At 49.2% G+C, this 17,183-nt stretch carries 14 protein-coding genes and 2 riboswitches; of the genes, 12 read left to right on the forward strand and 2 right to left on the reverse strand.

Translation table 11 applies throughout. The annotated features are described in order from the left end of the window. Positions 1-25: 25 nt before the first annotated feature. From JNUCC31_RS17070 to sdaAA, 6 genes are all read left to right on the forward strand, one after another. A complete protein-coding gene (locus JNUCC31_RS17070; protein ID WP_192262725.1) occupies positions 26-952 on the forward strand; it encodes a phosphate ABC transporter substrate-binding protein in 927 nt (308 codons plus the stop codon). A 142-nt stretch (positions 953-1,094) separates the two neighbouring features. Then, complete coding sequence (pstC, locus tag JNUCC31_RS17075) at positions 1,095-2,003, forward strand: phosphate ABC transporter permease subunit PstC (RefSeq protein ID WP_192262727.1); 909 nt, start codon at positions 1,095-1,097, stop codon at positions 2,001-2,003. Positions 2,004-2,005: 2 nt separating this feature from the next. Then, positions 2,006-2,893 (forward strand): phosphate ABC transporter permease PstA, encoded by an 888-nt coding sequence (gene pstA, locus JNUCC31_RS17080; protein ID WP_192273088.1) that lies wholly within the window; start codon positions 2,006-2,008, stop codon positions 2,891-2,893. 12 nt (positions 2,894-2,905) lie between these two features. After that, positions 2,906-3,661: a phosphate ABC transporter ATP-binding protein PstB gene (pstB, locus tag JNUCC31_RS17085; protein WP_192262728.1), complete on the forward strand. Its 756-nt coding sequence runs from the start codon at positions 2,906-2,908 to the stop codon at positions 3,659-3,661. Between the two features lie 486 nt (positions 3,662-4,147). Continuing rightward, a riboswitch (glycine riboswitch) is annotated at positions 4,148-4,270 on the forward strand. A 4-nt stretch (positions 4,271-4,274) separates the two neighbouring features. Further along, positions 4,275-4,414: riboswitch (glycine riboswitch) on the forward strand. 111 nt (positions 4,415-4,525) lie between these two features. Continuing rightward, positions 4,526-5,215 carry an L-serine ammonia-lyase, iron-sulfur-dependent subunit beta gene (gene sdaAB, locus JNUCC31_RS17090; RefSeq protein ID WP_192262729.1) on the forward strand — a complete coding sequence of 230 codons (690 nt, stop codon included), beginning with the start codon at positions 4,526-4,528 and terminating at the stop codon, positions 5,213-5,215. Then, a complete protein-coding gene (gene sdaAA, locus JNUCC31_RS17095) occupies positions 5,205-6,149 on the forward strand; it encodes an L-serine ammonia-lyase, iron-sulfur-dependent, subunit alpha (protein WP_192262730.1) in 945 nt (314 codons plus the stop codon). Before sdaAB ends, sdaAA begins: the two co-directional genes overlap by 11 nt. Before the next feature lie 137 nt (positions 6,150-6,286). Here sdaAA and JNUCC31_RS17100 read toward each other — a convergent pair whose 3' ends face one another. Beyond that, positions 6,287-8,041 (reverse strand): alpha-glycosidase, encoded by a 1,755-nt coding sequence (locus JNUCC31_RS17100; protein WP_192262731.1) that lies wholly within the window; start codon positions 8,039-8,041, stop codon positions 6,287-6,289. Between the two features lie 209 nt (positions 8,042-8,250). On the opposite strand from JNUCC31_RS17100, the gene JNUCC31_RS17105 reads away from it, so the two are divergent. The 6 genes from JNUCC31_RS17105 (at position 8,251) to JNUCC31_RS17130 (ending at position 15,877) form a co-directional block, all read left to right on the forward strand. Beyond that, the gene (locus JNUCC31_RS17105; RefSeq protein WP_192262732.1) at positions 8,251-8,934 is read left to right on the forward strand and encodes a response regulator transcription factor; all 684 of its coding nucleotides are present in this window, start codon (positions 8,251-8,253) and stop codon (positions 8,932-8,934) included. Between the two features lie 26 nt (positions 8,935-8,960). Continuing rightward, positions 8,961-10,451, forward strand: coding sequence for a HAMP domain-containing sensor histidine kinase (locus tag JNUCC31_RS17110; protein WP_192262734.1), 1,491 nt, complete (start codon positions 8,961-8,963; stop codon positions 10,449-10,451). A gap of 71 nt (positions 10,452-10,522) precedes the next feature. Beyond that, on the forward strand, positions 10,523-11,437 hold the full coding sequence (locus JNUCC31_RS17115) for an ABC transporter ATP-binding protein (RefSeq protein ID WP_192262736.1): 915 nt from the start codon (positions 10,523-10,525) through the stop codon (positions 11,435-11,437). Continuing rightward, positions 11,434-12,150, forward strand: coding sequence for an ABC transporter permease (locus tag JNUCC31_RS17120; protein WP_192262738.1), 717 nt, complete (start codon positions 11,434-11,436; stop codon positions 12,148-12,150). Before JNUCC31_RS17115 ends, JNUCC31_RS17120 begins: the two co-directional genes overlap by 4 nt. Next, entirely contained in the window at positions 12,151-12,885 is a 735-nt protein-coding gene (locus tag JNUCC31_RS17125) for an ABC transporter permease (protein ID WP_192262740.1), read from the forward strand. Positions 12,886-13,168: 283 nt separating this feature from the next. Next, on the forward strand, positions 13,169-15,877 hold the full coding sequence (locus tag JNUCC31_RS17130) for a PAS domain S-box protein (RefSeq protein WP_192262742.1): 2,709 nt from the start codon (positions 13,169-13,171) through the stop codon (positions 15,875-15,877). A 118-nt stretch (positions 15,878-15,995) separates the two neighbouring features. On the opposite strand, the gene JNUCC31_RS17135 is transcribed toward JNUCC31_RS17130, so the two are convergent. Beyond that, positions 15,996-16,949 (reverse strand): L-lactate dehydrogenase, encoded by a 954-nt coding sequence (locus JNUCC31_RS17135; protein ID WP_192262744.1) that lies wholly within the window; start codon positions 16,947-16,949, stop codon positions 15,996-15,998. Positions 16,950-17,183: the final 234 nt, after the last annotated feature.

Genomic DNA, 17,183 nt, shown 5'->3' on the forward strand with positions numbered 1-17,183 from the left:
CTAATTTGGGGGAGGAAAACAAAACATGTTTAAAAAGTTGCCGTTTATTTTGATGACCTTAACGTTCGTACTGGTGCTCGCAGCATGCGGATCGAAAAATGACGCAGGTACTGATGGTGCCGCAAGCAATGGTGCAGGCGAAACCGCTACTGAACTCAGCGGGAACATCCTGGCTGTTGGTTCAACAGCACTGCAACCTCTGGTAGAGCAAGCTGGACAAAAATTTATGGCAGTTGATGAATATAAGAACGTAACGGTACAAGTTCAAGGCGGCGGTAGTGGTACGGGTCTGACACAAGTATCCGACGGACAAGCTACAATCGGTAACTCTGACGTATTTGCAGAAGAGAAAATCGACGATGCAGCAAAAGTGAGCGAACTGAAAGATCACCAAGTGGCTGTAGTAGCAATCGCTCCTGTAAGCAACAAAGATGCAGGTGTACAAGACTTGACGAAGCAACAACTGATCGACATTTTCTCCGGTAAAATTACGAACTGGAAAGATGTTGGCGGTAAGGATCAAGCGATCGTTATCGTAAACCGTCCTAGCAGCTCCGGTACTCGTGCAACATTTGAGAACTTTGCACTGGGCACAAAAGTAGAAGATATCCAAGGTTCGATTCAGGAAGATTCCTCCGGTACAGTTAAGAAGCTGGTAGCTGAAACTCCGGGAGCTATTGGTTATCTGGCTCTGTCCTACCTGGATGACAGCCTGCAAGTGTTGAAATACGAAGGTGTAGAAGCGACGGTTGAGAACGTAGAAGCAGGAACTTATCCAGTATGGGCTTACGAGCACATGTACACCAAGGGTGACCCTGACGCAGCAACAAAAGCATTCCTCGATTACATCCTGAGTGATGAAATTCAGCAAAAAGACGTGACTGAGCTTGGTTACATCCCGGTATCCGGCATGAAAGTAAAACGTGATGCAGCAGGCACTGTGACGAAATAATCTTTGAACTTGCGCATACAGCGAGAGAGGCGGACCCAGGTCCTGCCTCTTTGCGCGGTTTGCTCTGGATTTATCCCATATTTTGCATGAATTCTACTATAGAAGGATGGTTGTTATGGAACAGACCGAAGGGGGAACGGTAATGAACAACAAGTTGAAATCGCGCCGGCCCTTGAGAGAAAAGCATTACTGGGAAGAGTGGACGGGACGAATCTATACGTCGATTTGTGTCGTTTTCCTGATCGTTGTCATGTTTTCCATCGTTTATTTTGTAGCGTCCAAAGGGTTGTCGACCTTTTTCCAGGATGGCGTAAGTTTGAGTGAGTTTTTATCCGGTAAAACGTGGAATCCGGCGGGCGAACCCGCTGCCTATGGGGCGTTACCGTTCATTACAGGTTCATTCATAACAACATTTCTCGCAGCACTGATTGCAAGTCCGCTTAGCCTGTGTGCTGCGCTCTTTATGACGGAGATCGTACCAGGTAAAGGTAAAAAAATATTGCAGCCTGCGATTGAGCTTTTGTCAGGTATACCTTCCGTTGTGTACGGTTTTATCGGACTAAGTGTGATCGTGCCTTTGCTGCGCAGTATCTTTGGTGGAGCCGGCGTCGGGATTGCAGCCGGATGTCTGGTTCTGTCTGTTATGATTCTGCCTACCGTAACCAGTATTATGGCGGATGCATTGTCTGCCTTGCCTAAAGGTCTTCGTGAATCTTCCTACGCCTTGGGTGCGACTCGCTGGCAAACGATCTATCGGGTCATTATTCCGACCGTTCTGCCTGCCTTGCTGACAGGGATTGTACTGGGTATGGCTCGCGCATTTGGTGAAGCCCTTGCTGTACAGATGGTCATCGGGAATGCACCGCATGTACCGACATCCTTACTCGAATCGGCATCAACGTTAACAAGTGTAATTACCCTGAGTATGGGTAACACCACGATGGGTTCTGTTCATAACAATGCACTGTGGAGTATGGCGCTTGTCCTGCTGGTGATGACCTTTGTCTTCGTCATTCTGGTTCGCCTGCTTGAAAGGAGGAACCGGGTATGAAAATGAAGGCTAAAACGGTAGATAAAATTGCAACTTCGGTTATCGTTGTGCTGGCCCTGTTCATTGTTGTTCTTCTGCTCGGCTTGCTCGGCTTCATTCTGATACGGGGGATTGGTCAGATTAACTGGCACTTCCTGACCAGTGCACCACAGTTGCTCAAGGGCGGCGGCGGGATCGGCCCGCAGCTGTTTAACTCGATCTTCCTGCTTGTTCTGACCTTGATTATTACTATTCCGCTTGGATGGGGTGGCGGTATTTATATGGCTGAGTACGCTAAGCCGGGCCGGATTACAAGCTTTATTCGTCTGGTGGTCGAAGTGTTATCTTCCTTCCCGTCCATCGTTATTGGTTTGTTCGGACTTTTGCTGATCGTTAATACATTTGGTCTGGGCTTCTCCCTGTTATCGGGTGCCATGGCTCTTGCCATATTTAACCTTCCACTGATGGTGCGTACAACGGAGCAAGCGTTCCGAGCCGTACCGAAAGAGCAGAAGGAAGCGGGTCTTGCACTTGGATTGTCCAAATGGAAGATTATCACTTCCATTCTGTTGCCTGTGGCTTTGCCCAGCTTAATTACAGGTACGATTCTGGCATCGGGCCGGATCTTCGGTGAGGCAGCAGCCCTGATGTTCACGGCGGGTATGAGTAGTCCTCCGCTCGACTTCACGGATTGGAATCCAACGAGCCCAAGATCACCAATCAATCCACTGCGTCCGGCAGAGACACTGGCCGTGCACATCTGGAAAGTGAACAGTGAAGGCATTGGCCCGGATTCCAAAGAGATAGCAGCTGGCGCTTCAGCCGTGCTTGTACTTCTCGTCCTGGCGTTCAATCTGAGTGCACGCTGGATCGGTCGGGTGGTTTACCGCCGCATGACAGCTTCGAAATAAGGAGGAACCAACATGGCCATACCTTTCGGTACGGAACAGTTAAGCATATATTATGGGCATTTCCAGGCAGTGAAGCAGATTAGCCTGACGTTTCCCGAAGCGAGTGTGACGGCGCTCATCGGGCCTTCCGGCTGTGGGAAATCCACATTCCTGCGGTCGCTCAACCGGATGAACGACGAGATTGCCGGTTCCCGCACGGAGGGACATATCTGGATGGATGGCAATGATCTGAATGAACCCGGCACAGATGTAATCAAGCTGCGCCAGAAGATTGGCATGGTGTGGCAGAAGCCTAACCCTTTCCACAAGTCCATCTACAACAATATCGCGTTTGGCCCCCGCTACCGCGGTATCAAGAGTAAGAAGGCACTGGATGAGATTGTGGAAAAAAGCTTGCGCCGCGCTGCGCTCTGGGATGAGGTCAAGGACAGACTGAATGAGTCAGCCCTGGCCCTCTCGGGCGGACAGCAGCAGCGGCTCTGCATCGCCCGCGCATTGTCAGTTGAGCCGCAAATTTTGCTGCTCGACGAACCGGCATCTGCGCTTGACCCGGTATCCACGGGCAAGGTTGAGGAACTGATCTCGGAGCTCAAGAAAGAGCTGCGGATCGTGATTGTTACCCATAACATGCAGCAGGCGGCACGCATCTCGGATTATACGGCCTATTTTTACCTGGGAAACATGATTGAGCATGGGGATACGGAGCATATTTTTACCAACCCGGACAACCGTCTGACGCAGGAATATATTATGGGACGTTTCGGTTAACTGTTATATTGGGATAGAGTATGAGATAGATTTATAGAGATAGAAGGAAGCGTAACTCCCGGGCGAGATCGTTTGGGGGTTATGCTTTTTTGTATGATCCTTCATATGGAATAGTTTTCCATAATAAAAACAATCATGCTACGATATTCGCACGTACCACTCTAATTTGATACAAAGAAGGCGATGAATACCCGAACCGTTCTGTGGATCGTAACATAAATAGTACTAACCACAGATATGGCTCATCGAAAATAAAACAATCATAATGTATGCGCTTTCGGGATGAAACGCATTAACACATTCATGTGATGAAAGTTTACAATTTGTTGATTTTTCCTGTGTGTAAAATGGAAAAAAGTAAAGATTAACAAAGAAATCGTTAAGTTTGTTGACACTGATCTTCCGGTCGATTAATCTTAATGAGAAAGTAGTCAAAACTTCAATTATCGTTCTGGTACAAGATCAGAATGGTTCCATACAAGCGAATGATAGCGAGCGGGAGAGACCTGGGCAGGCTGAGTTATGGCTGGCATTCAGGCACCGAAGGAGCAAGCTGCTGCGCACCCGGCGCAGCAGTTAATCTCTCAGGTAAATGTACCATCGTTGGACGCAACTCTGGAGAGTGCGCGAACTGCGCCACCCAAGGGGTATATGATCAAGCGGCAAGGGTTTGCAAGGTGCGTCACCTGTGAAATACAGGGAAGGCATCTAACGTGCTTCTTATCATGAAACTCTCAGGTATCGAGGACAGAGAGAGGGCTCATAGCCTTCTTCTGTCCTTTTTTGATGTCATCATTCAGTAATAAAGGAACATTATGGGCGTAGGTCTGGATGAAAATGACGATTATAAATGGAGGGTTTGCGATGCGTTTTAAAGACGTTTTTTCAATTATTGGCCCGTCGATGACAGGGCCATCAAGTTCACATACGGCTGGAGCGGCACGATTGGGACGAATTGCCCGTCAGTGGCTGGGATGCACGCCAGAACGGGCCCGGCTTACTCTGTACGGCTCGTTTGCCGATACGTATCAGGGGCACGGCACGGATCTCGCGTTGATCGGTGGTCTGCTTGATTATGTCACCGACGATCCGCGTATCCCGGATGCAGAGCAATATGCTGAGGAAGCGGGCATGGAGGTTGAGTTTTTCACAAGCGGTCTGCCAGCTCCCCATCCGAATACGGTCAAGATTGAATTGTGGCATGGGGAGCGCAAATGTTCTTTAATCGGTGCATCCATTGGTGGTGGCAGTGTATCGGTTCATGCCTTGAATGATTTCCGGGTACAGATCAGCGGAGAGTTTCCGACGCTTGTTCTGCGTCATTCAGACAAAGCTGGGGTTCTCGCTTCGGTAACGTCCACAATCAGCTCGTCAGGTGTGAACATCGGGTATATGCAAGTTGATCGGAAAGCCAGGGATGGTGAAGCCTTGACTGCGATGGAGATGGATGGTGTGCCAAATCCCGAGATGTTGAATCGTCTGCGATCGCTGGACCATGTACTTGAAATTCGCGTCATCGATTTGAAGAGAGGAGTGGAGCCGGATGCGGTTTAAACATCTACATGAACTGAATACCATCTGTACAGCGGAGTCCAAAACCATTGCCGAACTGATGATCGAAGAGCAGGTTCAGGAAACCAATACTCCAAGAGCGGGTGTTGTGCAGCAGATGTCGGATTACTATCAGGTGATGAAGGAAGCTGTACACAAAGGACTGACAGAAGATACGACATCACGAAGCGGCTTGACTGGCGGAGACGGCAAAAAAATGGCCGAGTACATTCGCCAAGGTGAGACTTGCTCTGGAGATGCTTCTGCATTAGCTATGGCGTATGCCCTGTGTGTATCTGAAGTGAATGCCTCCATGGGCCGGATCGTAGCGACACCGACAGCGGGCTCCTGCGGCATTATTCCAGGTGTGTTTATCAGTTCCCAGGAGCGGTTTGGCTGGAGTGACGAGCATTTGGTAAACGGTCTGTTCTGTGCTGGTGCGATTGGATATGTTATTGCCAACAACTCGTTTATTTCCGGTGCGGAAGGCGGCTGTCAGGCGGAAGTAGGTTCAGCAATCGGCATGGCTGCGGGTGCCATGGTTGAACTACGAGGAGGTACACCAGAGCAGGTTGTCCATGCGGTAGGTCTCGCGTTAAAAAATACACTGGGCCTCATCTGCGATCCGGTTGCGGGCCTCGTGGAGATCCCGTGCATCGTCCGTAACGGACTCGGTGCGGTAACCGCGCTGGCTGCGGCCGATATGGCACTAGCCGGGGTGCGCAGTGCCATTCCGTCAGACGAAGTTATAGATGTCATGCTTGAAGTGGGCAGTGCGATGCCAAGCAGGCACCGTGAAACGGCTCAAGGCGGGCTCGCTCAAACGCCAACAGGACGGAAAATGATGGAAAAGCTGGCCAAACCGAAGGCGAAGCGTGCAGAACCTGAGTCTGAGTCTGAGTCTCCTGGTGAAAATGAACCAGAAGCTAAGGCATAATCTCCTTAAACGCGTCAGAATGAGTTTCGCAACAAAAATCCTGATGTTAAACTGTGACTGTTCCAATGATCGATCCTTAACGCCAAATAAGCGCTCAACAGATCCGTTACAGGTCTCTGTAGCGCTTATTTATCGTATTACACGGGATTCGAACTTAGCACAGCGTATCCATATGCGGGCAGCTCGACCGCCAGAATACCCTCTTCCTTCGCTGTACGATAATTCTCTCCAAATAATTCCTTCCATTCCCTGTTACCCGCTTCCAGCTCGACGATAGCCGTTTCTTCCGAGCGATTGAACAAGATCAGAATGCGTTCCTCGTCACTTTGCCGTTCCAGGACCAGCTGGCTTCCTTCGGCACGGGCCTGCAGGAATCGAACGCGGCCTTCTGCGCGCAGGGCAGGATGAGCATGGCGAAGTGCAATGAGCTGCTGATAAAAGGTGAACAACTCGCGGTCCTGCTTCGCTTCGTCCCACTCCATGCATTTCCGGCATCCCGGATCAGCGCCGCCATCCAGCCCAATCTCGTCCCCGTAATAGATACACGGTGTGCCCAGGTAAGTGAACTGGAACAGCGCTGCCAACTTCATCTTGCGCTGGTCACCTTCACATAGCGTGAGCAGCCTCGGTGTATCGTGGCTGTCCAGCAGGTTGAAGGCCACTTCGCTCGCCTGCAGCGGATAACGTGACAATTGTCGGCCGATAGAGTCCGCGAACGTCTCGGCATTCATTTTATTTCTCACAAAGAAACCATTCACGGCATCGGTAAACGGATAGTTCATGGAGGCATCGAACTGGTCACCTTGCAGCCAGGCTGAGGATTCATTCCATATCTCCCCGAGAATGTACGCATCCGGATTTGCAGCTTTCACCACTCGGCGGAAGTCACGCCAGAATGCATCATCCACCTCATCCGCGACATCCAGTCGCCAGCCGTCCATACCCACTTCCTTAATCCAATACTCGGCAACCTTGAGCAGATAGTCCTTCACCTCGGGATTTTCCGTGTTCAGCTTCGGCATGTGAGGCTCAAATCCAAAGGTCTCATAGGTAGGGATGCCATCCTTCACATCCAGCGGAAATTCATGCACATGGAACCAATCCTTGTACTTGGACTTCTCCCCGTTCTCCTGCACGTCCACAAATGGCGCAAACGTCTTCCCTGAATGATTGAATACCGCGTCCAGGAGCACCCGGATGCCACGTTCATGACACAGCTTGACCAGTCGTTTGACCGTGTCTGCATCACCGAAATGCTGACCTACCCGCAGATAATCCTCGGTATCATACTTATGGTTGGTAGTTGCTGCGAAGATGGGGGTAAAATATATAGCGTTAATGCCCAGCTCGCTAAGATAGTCCAAATGATCCATCACACCCTGGAGGTCACCGCCGAAGAAATTAAACGGTGTAGGTTCGCCGCCCCAAGGTTCGACATTCTCCGGATTAAGTTCAGGATTGCCATTGGCAAACCGCTCGGGGAAGATCTGATAGAAAACAGCATCTTTCACCCAAGCAGGTGGTGTAAAAACAGCACCCGGATGAATATACGGGAACTGAAACATTTGCCCGGGATCGTCAGGTTCATGTTCCTGAAAATCCGTTTCGGACATCCAGATCTGCTCGTCTCCACTTTTTAGCAAAAAAGAGTACTTCAGGCGATGATATGGTGGCTTTATTTCACCCTCGTAATAATCAAACATGGAGTCAGATGCGAACTTGGCTAAAGGAATCAGTTCTTTGGTATTGTCCCATGCGTATTTGTCACCCGTCATGGCGTAGACTTCGGTGAGATCATTCTTTTTGGCGCGCAGACGCAGACGAACGGTATCCTTGTCGTAGGCGTACGCCCAGTTTCGCTTGGGTTGATGATAGATGGCTTCCAGCAGCATGTTGAAATTCCTCCCGTATATACCCTTTGTATGTACTTCATGGACCTCATGACATGATATTTCTGAATCTGGAGATTAAGGTATAATACAAATAAAAGTAACGGAGTCCCCGTTGTACGGTGCATCGCTTCGTTCATACATACAGCTTACTCCATTATGTTTAGATATATAATTAACCCAAAGGGTGCAGAAAGGAAACGAATTTACGCATGAAAACAAAATTGTTATACATTGAAGACGATACGGAAATTGCGACATGGGTCAGAGCTGACCTGGAGGAACGTGGTTATGAGGTCATATGGCTCGGAAGTGGAGAGGGCGCGGGTGAAGCCGCCGGAGGCTGTTCGCTGATTATTCTGGATGTCATGCTGCCGGGGCTGGATGGATTTACAGTCGGGCAGCGGCTCAAAAAGGAACATCCTTCTGTGCCCATCGTCATGCTCTCGGCCAGAACGTCCATTGACGACAAGCTGCATGGGCTCGATTTTGCCGATGATTATGTAACCAAGCCGTTTCATCCTGATGAACTCGCTGCCCGAATTGAAGTGCAACTGCGGAAGGCGGGAACGGATGTCTCGTCCGAAACCGTCGTAAAGCTGGATCATCTGTCCATCTATGAGAAGGACCATCGGATCGTCAATGAGGAAACCGGGGAAGAGATTATTTTATCAGGCAAACAATTTCATATCTTCGCCTATCTGCTCAGGCATATGGGCATGATTCGCACAAAAGAACAGATCTACGAGGCTGTTTGGAATGAGCCTTATCTCGACGGGGACAAGACACTAATGGTACATATTCGACATTTGCGCGAGAAGCTGGAGCTTGATCCGGCGAACCCTGCCATCATTCAAACGATCCGCGGTGTAGGGTACCGCGTGAAGAAGCCATGAGGTGGAGATCCGGAGAACGAGAGAGGATGAAGGGAGAAGGGCGTAAGGACCGAATTCCGGCAGGGAAACGTAAGCTGCGCTTTGGAAGGTCCCTGATGTCCCGTTATATGTTGCTGATCCTGGCGGCGGTTTTATTTGTTCCGGTTGTTCTTCCGCTCACATCCATCATTTACGTTGTGGTGGTGAACAATACCAATATAGAGAATACAGCCCCCTATGGGGACTCTACGAAAATCAGCAACTTGTGGTCCAGGGAGTCCAAGGAACTACATGGGGCTACACCGGAAGAGATTCATAAACGATTGGAACAGCTACACGGTAAATATCCAAAATCGTCAATGTATTATGTGAACAAGAAGGGCGAAACGGCATATATACTCGGAGGGGAAGACGTTAACGTAACGGAGTCAACGCAGGCCGGAATAACGGTAACCACGTTGAAGTGGGCACGGAATGACAAGAATGCGGCAGTGACCCGAATTCCTGACTTATGGGATGCAAACTCTGCCCTCGAATTTATGAAGGAAGCCTCCTATCGTGATCCACTTACGGTGGTTTCATTTGTGGGAGGCGACAACGAGGACAAGGGTCAGGGCTTTATGGTAATTGAGGTACCCCGGTATCTGTTGGAAAAATCGCAGAATAATTGGCCCATGGAACTCTTGTATTTGGGCGTCTTGATGATGATCATCCTCCTGTTGTTCATCGTCATGTCGATCCTGTTCTTTGCGCGAATTCGCAAGCGACTCATTCGGCTGCAGACGGCAATGATGACTCCGGGCAAAGAAGGCATTCCGCTTCCTGTGGACATTCTCAGATCCGACGAGATCGGACAGTTGGAAGAATCATTCAATGCAATGGTGTATCAGTTGACAGACAGCCGTCACCGGGAACGGGAGGAAGAACAGTTGCGCAAACGTCTGGTTGCGGGACTGTCGCATGATCTGCGTACGCCGCTGACTGTAATTCGTGGACACATGCATTCACTTCACAAAGAGCCGCTAAGCGCAACTGCGGACAATTCATTGCGCCGGATGGAAGCCAAAATGGATGACTTGAGCGGACTCATTGATAACATGTTGTCTTATAACCTGCTCGCCAGTGGGAAATATACTCTGAAGCTGGAACAGAAGGACATCCTGCGAATTGTCAGGGAGGCCGCAGCGGCTTGGTACCCCGTTTGGGAGAAAGAACAATATGAGATTGATATTGATCTGCCGGAAGAACCATTAATCTGGCAGGTCGATGAGCAGGGCATGCGCCGTGTTCTCGATAACCTGTTTCAGAATGTGATTCGTCATGCAGCCTGCGGAAAATATATCGGCATATCGACAAGTGTGGTTCAAGGAAGAGTTGCTCTTGTTATTCAAGATCGGGGACCTGGACTCCAGGAGGATTCCGATACCAAAGGAACAGGCCTGGGCTTATCCATTGTGGATCTGTTGATTCGAGAAATGGGACTGCGCAAGCGGCTGGATAGCTCACCGGAAGGGGTCCGTATCTATATCTATTTTTAAACTAAACTTAAACTTGGAAAGAACTCCGTTTTAACCTTGGAAGGTTACGATGTTATCCGAGGTGATTAACAGTGAGTAATAACATTATTCAAACCGCTAATTTATGGAAAACTTATCGGGATCGTGCGGCGGTCCGTGAGCTTGACTTGCATATTAAAAAGGGAGATATTTACGGCTTCCTGGGTCCCAACGGTGCCGGAAAGACAACAACGATTCGCATGCTTCTTGGCTTAATCAAGCCAACCAAAGGAGTCATCCGTATATTCGACAAAGATATCCGCAAAGATCGCATGGATATTCTGCGGCGTGTAGGTTCCTTGGTTGAATATCCATCGTATTACGGACACCTGAACGCGGTGGAGAACCTGGAAGCCCTGCGCCGGATTATCAATGTACCCAAATCGAGGATTGACGAAGTGCTCTCCATTGTCGATCTGACCCGCGACGCGAAACGCTCGGTGAAAGGATACTCTCTTGGCATGAAGCAGCGTCTGGGTATTGCCAGTGCATTGTTGGGCGAACCGGAATTGCTTATCTTGGACGAGCCCACGAATGGACTCGATCCTGCGGGAATTCAGGAGATTCGGGAACTAATCAAACGCATGCCACTGGAACATGGCATCACGGTCCTCGTTTCCAGCCATTTGCTGAGTGAAGTGGAGCAGATGGCAAGCCGTGTCGGCATTATTCGTGAGGGCAAGATGGTGCTTCAGGATACCATCGCGAATCTGCATAGCCAGACAGGCAGCTCCATTCGACTAACCGTATCCGAGCCGGAAGAGGCGATGAAGCTTGCAAGGGAGCAAGGGCAGTTCGGCGAGCGGCAAGGAGCAGCCCTGACGTTCCCTTATATGGATAATAGTGCAATCGCCTTGCTGGTACGCCGACTGGTCGAGCAGGATCACGCGGTCTATCGCGTGGAAGAGCATCGTCAATCACTGGAAGACCTGTTCATGCGGGTCATCGGTGAGGGGGCGAACGTATGACAGGCCGAGCATTATCGTCCGATTGGCTCAAAATCCGCGGCAAAGGTATCTGGTTCCTCGTGTTTCTGGCGCCCATTGGGCTGACAGCGATGCAGGCGTTGAACTTCGGATTACGTCTGGATTATCTGAAACAGCAGTATGGGGATAATCTGTGGGGCGGCTTATTGAACAATGTGGTTGTGTTTGTACCCCTCGCTTTGATGTTGGGGGCGACTATTCTTAGTTCAATGATTGCCAATGTTGAACATGAGCAGGGATCATGGAAACAGCTTCTGGCATTACCCATTCCGAGAACTGCCGTGTATCTGGCAAAATTCATGCTGGCTTGCATCTTGCTTATCGTCTCCTCTTTATTGTTAACGGTGGGGGTGGTAGGTCTGGGGCTCGTGCTCGGATTCGATGCCAGTGAGATACCATGGACGGATACCATCAGACTGGGGCTGCTGCCTTTGGCCGGGGCGCTTCCTGTATTGTCATTGGAGCTATGGCTCACGATGGTCACCAAAAATCAGGCACTTCCCGTAACCCTGGGCATTATTCTCGCCGTGATGGGGATGTTCTCGCTCAGTATCTCACCGTACTTCCCGCTTGCTTGGGCACAAATGGCCTGGAATGGACCCCATTCATGGATGTATGCAGGTATGGGTATAGGTATGGGCTTGCTGATCATGTTGCTGGGTATGATTCACTTCAGCCGGAAGGATGTGGCCTGAATGAGCTTTGCCACAACCTATTTCCGGATTTTGTCCGCTGAGCGGCTGAAAATGGGCAAGTCTCCCGTGTGGCTTCTGATCCTGCTGAGTCCCTTAATTGCGCTGCTTATTGGGCTGTTATCCACCCCCTCCGGGAATTGGCGTGTATTGATGACAACAATGGTCTTCCTGCATGGTTTATTGTTGTTGCCGATTCTGACTGGTGTATTTACTTCCTTTGTCTGCCGCTTCGAACATGCAGGAGGAGGCTGGAAACAGATGCTGGTCTTGCCGCTCACCCGTACAGGCGTATATGCCGGCAAACTGACAATCGTGCTGCTTCTTCTGGCGGGGACGCAACTATTGTTGCTGGGTTCCATTTTGCTTGCTGGTCAGCTTCAGGGGTTGACAGCTCCTGTTCCATGGGGATTCCTTGCAGAGAAGTTGTTGTTGGGCTTGTTCGCCTGTTTGCCGCTTGCTGCTCTGCAGATGTTTGTTTCCTTGGTATGGAGCAGCTTTGCGGCGCCGCTGGCATTGAATTTTGCGTTGACAGTACCCAATATTCTGATCGTCAACTCGGTCACTTTTGGCCCGTATTACCCTTGGGCGCAGCCAATGATCTTAATGACGCCGATGGAAGGCGAGGGATTTGGAGCTTACAATGTTCCACTCGAGACCATGCTGACGGTAGTTGGAGGCAGTGCTGTACTCTTCATGCTTATCGGCGTTTTATATTTTAGAAAAAAAGAAATTTGAGTGACAAGAAACCATCCATAAACTCGCATACAAAACTTCCCTTCTACAAAGAAAAGGCATATGTCATCATGAATGACGGCATGTGTCACTAGAGGGGATTTTTTGTCGTTTTAACGGGATTTGGTGAGGAGCTTGTAAGCAAAATTGAATTGGAATCTGGTAAAATATAAAAAGGTGTTTCTATCCCGCTTAACCTGGTTATTCGAGGGTAAGCCTATTCTTCCGGAAGTTATTATGATCCGGTGTTATATGGATTGAAGGCTAAAGAAAAGAGGGGTAAGCCTTGGATATTAATAAAACGGAAACTCTGAAGCGCATTATTTCTGAGGGGAGTTCTTACCGATCACTGTTTTTTAACCACCCGGATGCCATATATGTGATGGACATCCATGGAAATTATATTGATGCCAATCCCTCTATTGAGCGGATTTCAGGGTATACATTTGAAGAACTCCGTCGGATGAATCGAGTGGGGATCTGTCCCCCTGAGAGTGAGGAGTTACGAAAAGAATATATTCGTGAGGTACTGGCTGGACATTCAGTTAGTAATTCGATCACATTTTATCATAGAGATGGTTCTCTCAAACATGCCGAGATTACCTATGTGCCCATAACGGAGCAAGAAGAGATCGTTGGGATATACGGTATCGCCAGGGACGTAACCGAGATGGTAGAAGTGGAACGTAAATTGCAGGAAACGCAGGAGAAGTATCAGATGCTGGCTGACCATGCTCAGGACCTCATTACTACAACCTCCCTGGACGGTAAGCTGTTATACGTTTCCCCTTCTGTCTATCCGTTGCTCGGATATCGTCCAGAAGAGGTGACAGGAAGGTTTCTGAGGGATTACTGTCACCCGGAGGATTACCCCGTGTTACAGGAATTGTCATTGAGCGGGAATGGCTGCAAGATGCGTGTGCTGCACAAGAAGGGGCACTACATCTGGATGGAAACATTGGCGAAGCCAGTGGCCGGAGAGTTGCACAAGGGCACACAGATCGTAAGTATCAGTCGTGACATTACACAGCACAAGGATGCAGAAAGACGTCTGCGGGAGAGTCGCCAGCGTTACAAATCCTTATTTGAGCACAATCCGGCTGCGGTCTACTCGTTGGATCTGGTAGGGAATTACAACGCAGTGAACCGCAATTTGGTAAAAATGCTGGACATCCCTCGAAGCCAATTGATGGGTCAGTCCTTTCTTTCTCATCTGGATCAGAGTGAAGTTCACGCCGGAAAAGCTTATTTTGAACTGGTCAAACAGGGTAAACCCCAGCATTATGAAACAAGGATCGTGAATGCCCGCGGCCGAAAGATTGATGTATCCATCATTAATGTCCCCATTATTGTGGATCAGGAACTCGTGGGTGTGTATGGGATTTTGTCCGATATTACGGAGCGTAAGGACTATACGGAGCAGATTCAGGAGCTTAGCAAGCAGCATGCGCTGATTCTTAACTCGGTTACAGAGGGAATCTATGGATTGGATGCAGAGGGGATTACCCGATTCATGAACCCGGCTGCGGCATCCATGTTCGGTTATACAGTAGAAGAGTTTATTGGCAAAAGCTCACATCCCATCATCCACCATTCACGTGCAGATGGCAGTTACTTTCCCAAAAAAGAATGTCCTATTCAGATGACGGTGATGGATGGGCAGTGCCGTACGGTTAAGGAGGATGTGTTCTGGCGTAAAGACGGAACAAGCTTCCTGGTGGAATATCAGGTTACACCGATCATCGATGAGGGTCAGATCCAGGGCGCCGTTATCGTGTTTAATGATGTGACAGGCGATCGTGAAATTATGCGCGCCAAGGAGACGGCCGAACTTGCGGCACAGGCCAAGTCGGAATTTCTGTCCATGGTCAGTCACGAGATTCGTACACCGATGAATGGAATTGTAGGCATGACAGAATTGTTAATCGGCACCGATCTATCGGAGGAACAGCGTGAATATGCTGAGATCATCCGTGAGAGCGGCGATGCATTGTTGAACATTCTGAATGATATCCTGGATTTCAGCAAGCTGGAGTCTGGCAAAATGGCTCTAGCCTTCGAACCATTCTCGTTACGCAAGATGTTGGAGCAGGTAGCGGAACTGTTCTCGCCTGGAGCAGAAGAAAAACAATTGAAGATACGGTATCGTCTCAATCCGGACATTCCTGAATTTATGGTGGGTGACGCGATGCGTATTCGGCAGATTCTCGTCAATCTGGTCAGTAATGCCTTGAAGTTTACGAATCAGGGCAGTATTGATGTCGCGGTTGATATCATTCACGGCAGCCGTCCGGAAACGAGTTTGCTGGACTTTGCAGTAAAGGATACGGGAATTGGTATTCCAGAGGATAAGCTGGATCAGCTATTCCAGTCATTCTCTCAACTGCACCCGGTTATTAACCGCAAGTATGGGGGTACCGGTCTTGGGCTGGTCATATCGAAGCGGCTCGTAGAAATTATGGGTGGCAGTATCAGTGTGGAAAGTGAGGAGGGGAAAGGTTCGACCTTCCGCTTCGCAGTGCCTGCGACAAGTGTAGATGTATCTGCGGAGAAGACTGCACGCCAGTTCAGCCATGATCGTACACGCCAGGGCGATAAGGTAGCGATGCGTATCCTGGTTGCCGAAGATCATCCGGTTAATCGAAAAATTCTCACAGAGTATCTGGAGAAGCTTGGTTACCAAGCTGATGTGTGCACGAATGGGGTCGAGGCTATCGAAGCCATTTCGCAGAATACCTATGACATCGTATTGATGGATCTCCAGATGCCTGTCATGGATGGGCTCAAAGCGACAGATCTTGTACACCGATTGATTCCGCAGGAGCGGATACCGGCTATTATAGCGGTTACGGGTAATGCCAAACGTGAAGACAAGGAAGCCTGTTTGGAGATTGGGATGCGTGACTTCATTAGCAAACCGGTCATGCTGAGTGAATTGAAACGGGTGCTTCAACAGTGGGGGCCGACAGATGAACCCCAGCTTGCACCAAGTTGAGCAGTAGTGAGCGGGTATATTATAGGCAAACATGCAATCAATAAGCCAATAGGCTCCCGCCTCGGGAGCTCATTGGCTTATTGATGTTTAGGATTATTTAATTAGCAGAAGGGATGGATCATACCAAGGTTAGGCGATTAATGTTGCCTGACAGTACTTCACAGGAACGATCGAATTTCTCACGTTCAGCCGTATCCAGATTCAATTCGATGATCTCCTGAATTCCATTCCCGCCGATAATGGCTGGTACACCGGCACAGACGTTGCTCTGTCCATACTCTCCATCCAGAATCGCAGAGACGGCAATGATTTTATGCTCATCATTAAGAATTGAACGGGTAATATGTGCGAGTGCATTACCAATTCCGAATTGAGTGGAACCTTTACGTGTGAAGATTTCCCACCCGGCATCTTTCGTCTTGCGAGCGATATCCTCCAGATCCAGATGTTTAAAACGTTCTTTGTGCTGCTCCATAATATGCATGATCGGTTTGCCACCGATGGTCACATGCGACCATGCCACGAATTGGGATTCTCCGTGCTCTCCGAGCGCGTATCCATGCACACTGCGTGGATCAATGGAGAATACCTCAGACAGCAGCGTTTTGAGACGTGAAGAATCAATGGATGTACCCGTACCGATAACGCGTTCACGTGGAAGTCCGGACAGCTTCCATACCATATAAGTTACTATGTCAACCGGATTGGCCGCGACGACAAAGATCCCCCGAAATCCGCTATTCATGATGGGAACGACAATATCTTTGGCAATGGACTCGGCTTCCTCCAAAATATCAAGACGAGTCTGTCCTGGCTTCGGATTTGCTCCGGCAGTCATTACAATGACATCCATGCTGCCACAATCCGCATATGTGCCAGCATATACTTTCGTTCGGTTATGTGTAAAATCCATGCAATGGGAAAAATCCAGTGCCTGAGCAACGGCACGGTCATACGTCCGGTCAACCATCATAATTTCTCTGCATATGGATTGATTAATCATGGAATACGCACAACTTGAACCGACAAGACCTGCCCCGATCACCGCTACTTTACCTGATTTGCCTAACACTGCCGTTCAGCCCCCATTTACATTTGATTTGTCCGTTTTTGATGAGACCTATGTTAAGTATAGTCCTTTATTTTATGCCAGCAACGGCTTTTACGTTACATAAGATAACACATGGAAAAGCTGTGCAGCAATGATATCCTCTGTCGCGGGAGCGTATTGGAGTGATGGAGTTAACAATATTGACATGATTAATATGCCTTATCCAATACGACGGCATTTGCATGACTGAATTTC

The sequence above is a fragment of the Paenibacillus sp. JNUCC-31 genome, from assembly GCF_014844075.1.
Taxonomy (GTDB): Bacteria; Bacillota; Bacilli; order Paenibacillales; family Paenibacillaceae; genus Paenibacillus.

Bases quoted from the DNA above. Each gene is read 5' to 3' on its own strand.
- pstC (WP_192262727.1), top strand. From the start codon at position 1,095: ATGAACAACAAGTTGAAATCGCGCCGGCCCTTGAGAGAAAAGCATTAC.
- JNUCC31_RS17100 (WP_192262731.1), bottom strand. From the start codon at position 8,041: ATGCTGCTGGAAGCCATCTATCATCAACCCAAGCGAAACTGGGCGTAC.
- JNUCC31_RS17105 (WP_192262732.1), top strand. From the start codon at position 8,251: ATGAAAACAAAATTGTTATACATTGAAGACGATACGGAAATTGCGACA.
- pstA (WP_192273088.1), top strand. From the start codon at position 2,006: ATGAAGGCTAAAACGGTAGATAAAATTGCAACTTCGGTTATCGTTGTG.
- sdaAA (WP_192262730.1), top strand. From the start codon at position 5,205: ATGCGGTTTAAACATCTACATGAACTGAATACCATCTGTACAGCGGAG.
- sdaAB (WP_192262729.1), top strand. From the start codon at position 4,526: ATGCGTTTTAAAGACGTTTTTTCAATTATTGGCCCGTCGATGACAGGG.
- JNUCC31_RS17110 (WP_192262734.1), top strand. From the start codon at position 8,961: ATGAAGGGAGAAGGGCGTAAGGACCGAATTCCGGCAGGGAAACGTAAG.
- JNUCC31_RS17120 (WP_192262738.1), top strand. From the start codon at position 11,434: ATGACAGGCCGAGCATTATCGTCCGATTGGCTCAAAATCCGCGGCAAA.
- JNUCC31_RS17070 (WP_192262725.1), top strand. From the start codon at position 26: ATGTTTAAAAAGTTGCCGTTTATTTTGATGACCTTAACGTTCGTACTG.
- pstB (WP_192262728.1), top strand. From the start codon at position 2,906: ATGGCCATACCTTTCGGTACGGAACAGTTAAGCATATATTATGGGCAT.
- JNUCC31_RS17125 (WP_192262740.1), top strand. From the start codon at position 12,151: ATGAGCTTTGCCACAACCTATTTCCGGATTTTGTCCGCTGAGCGGCTG.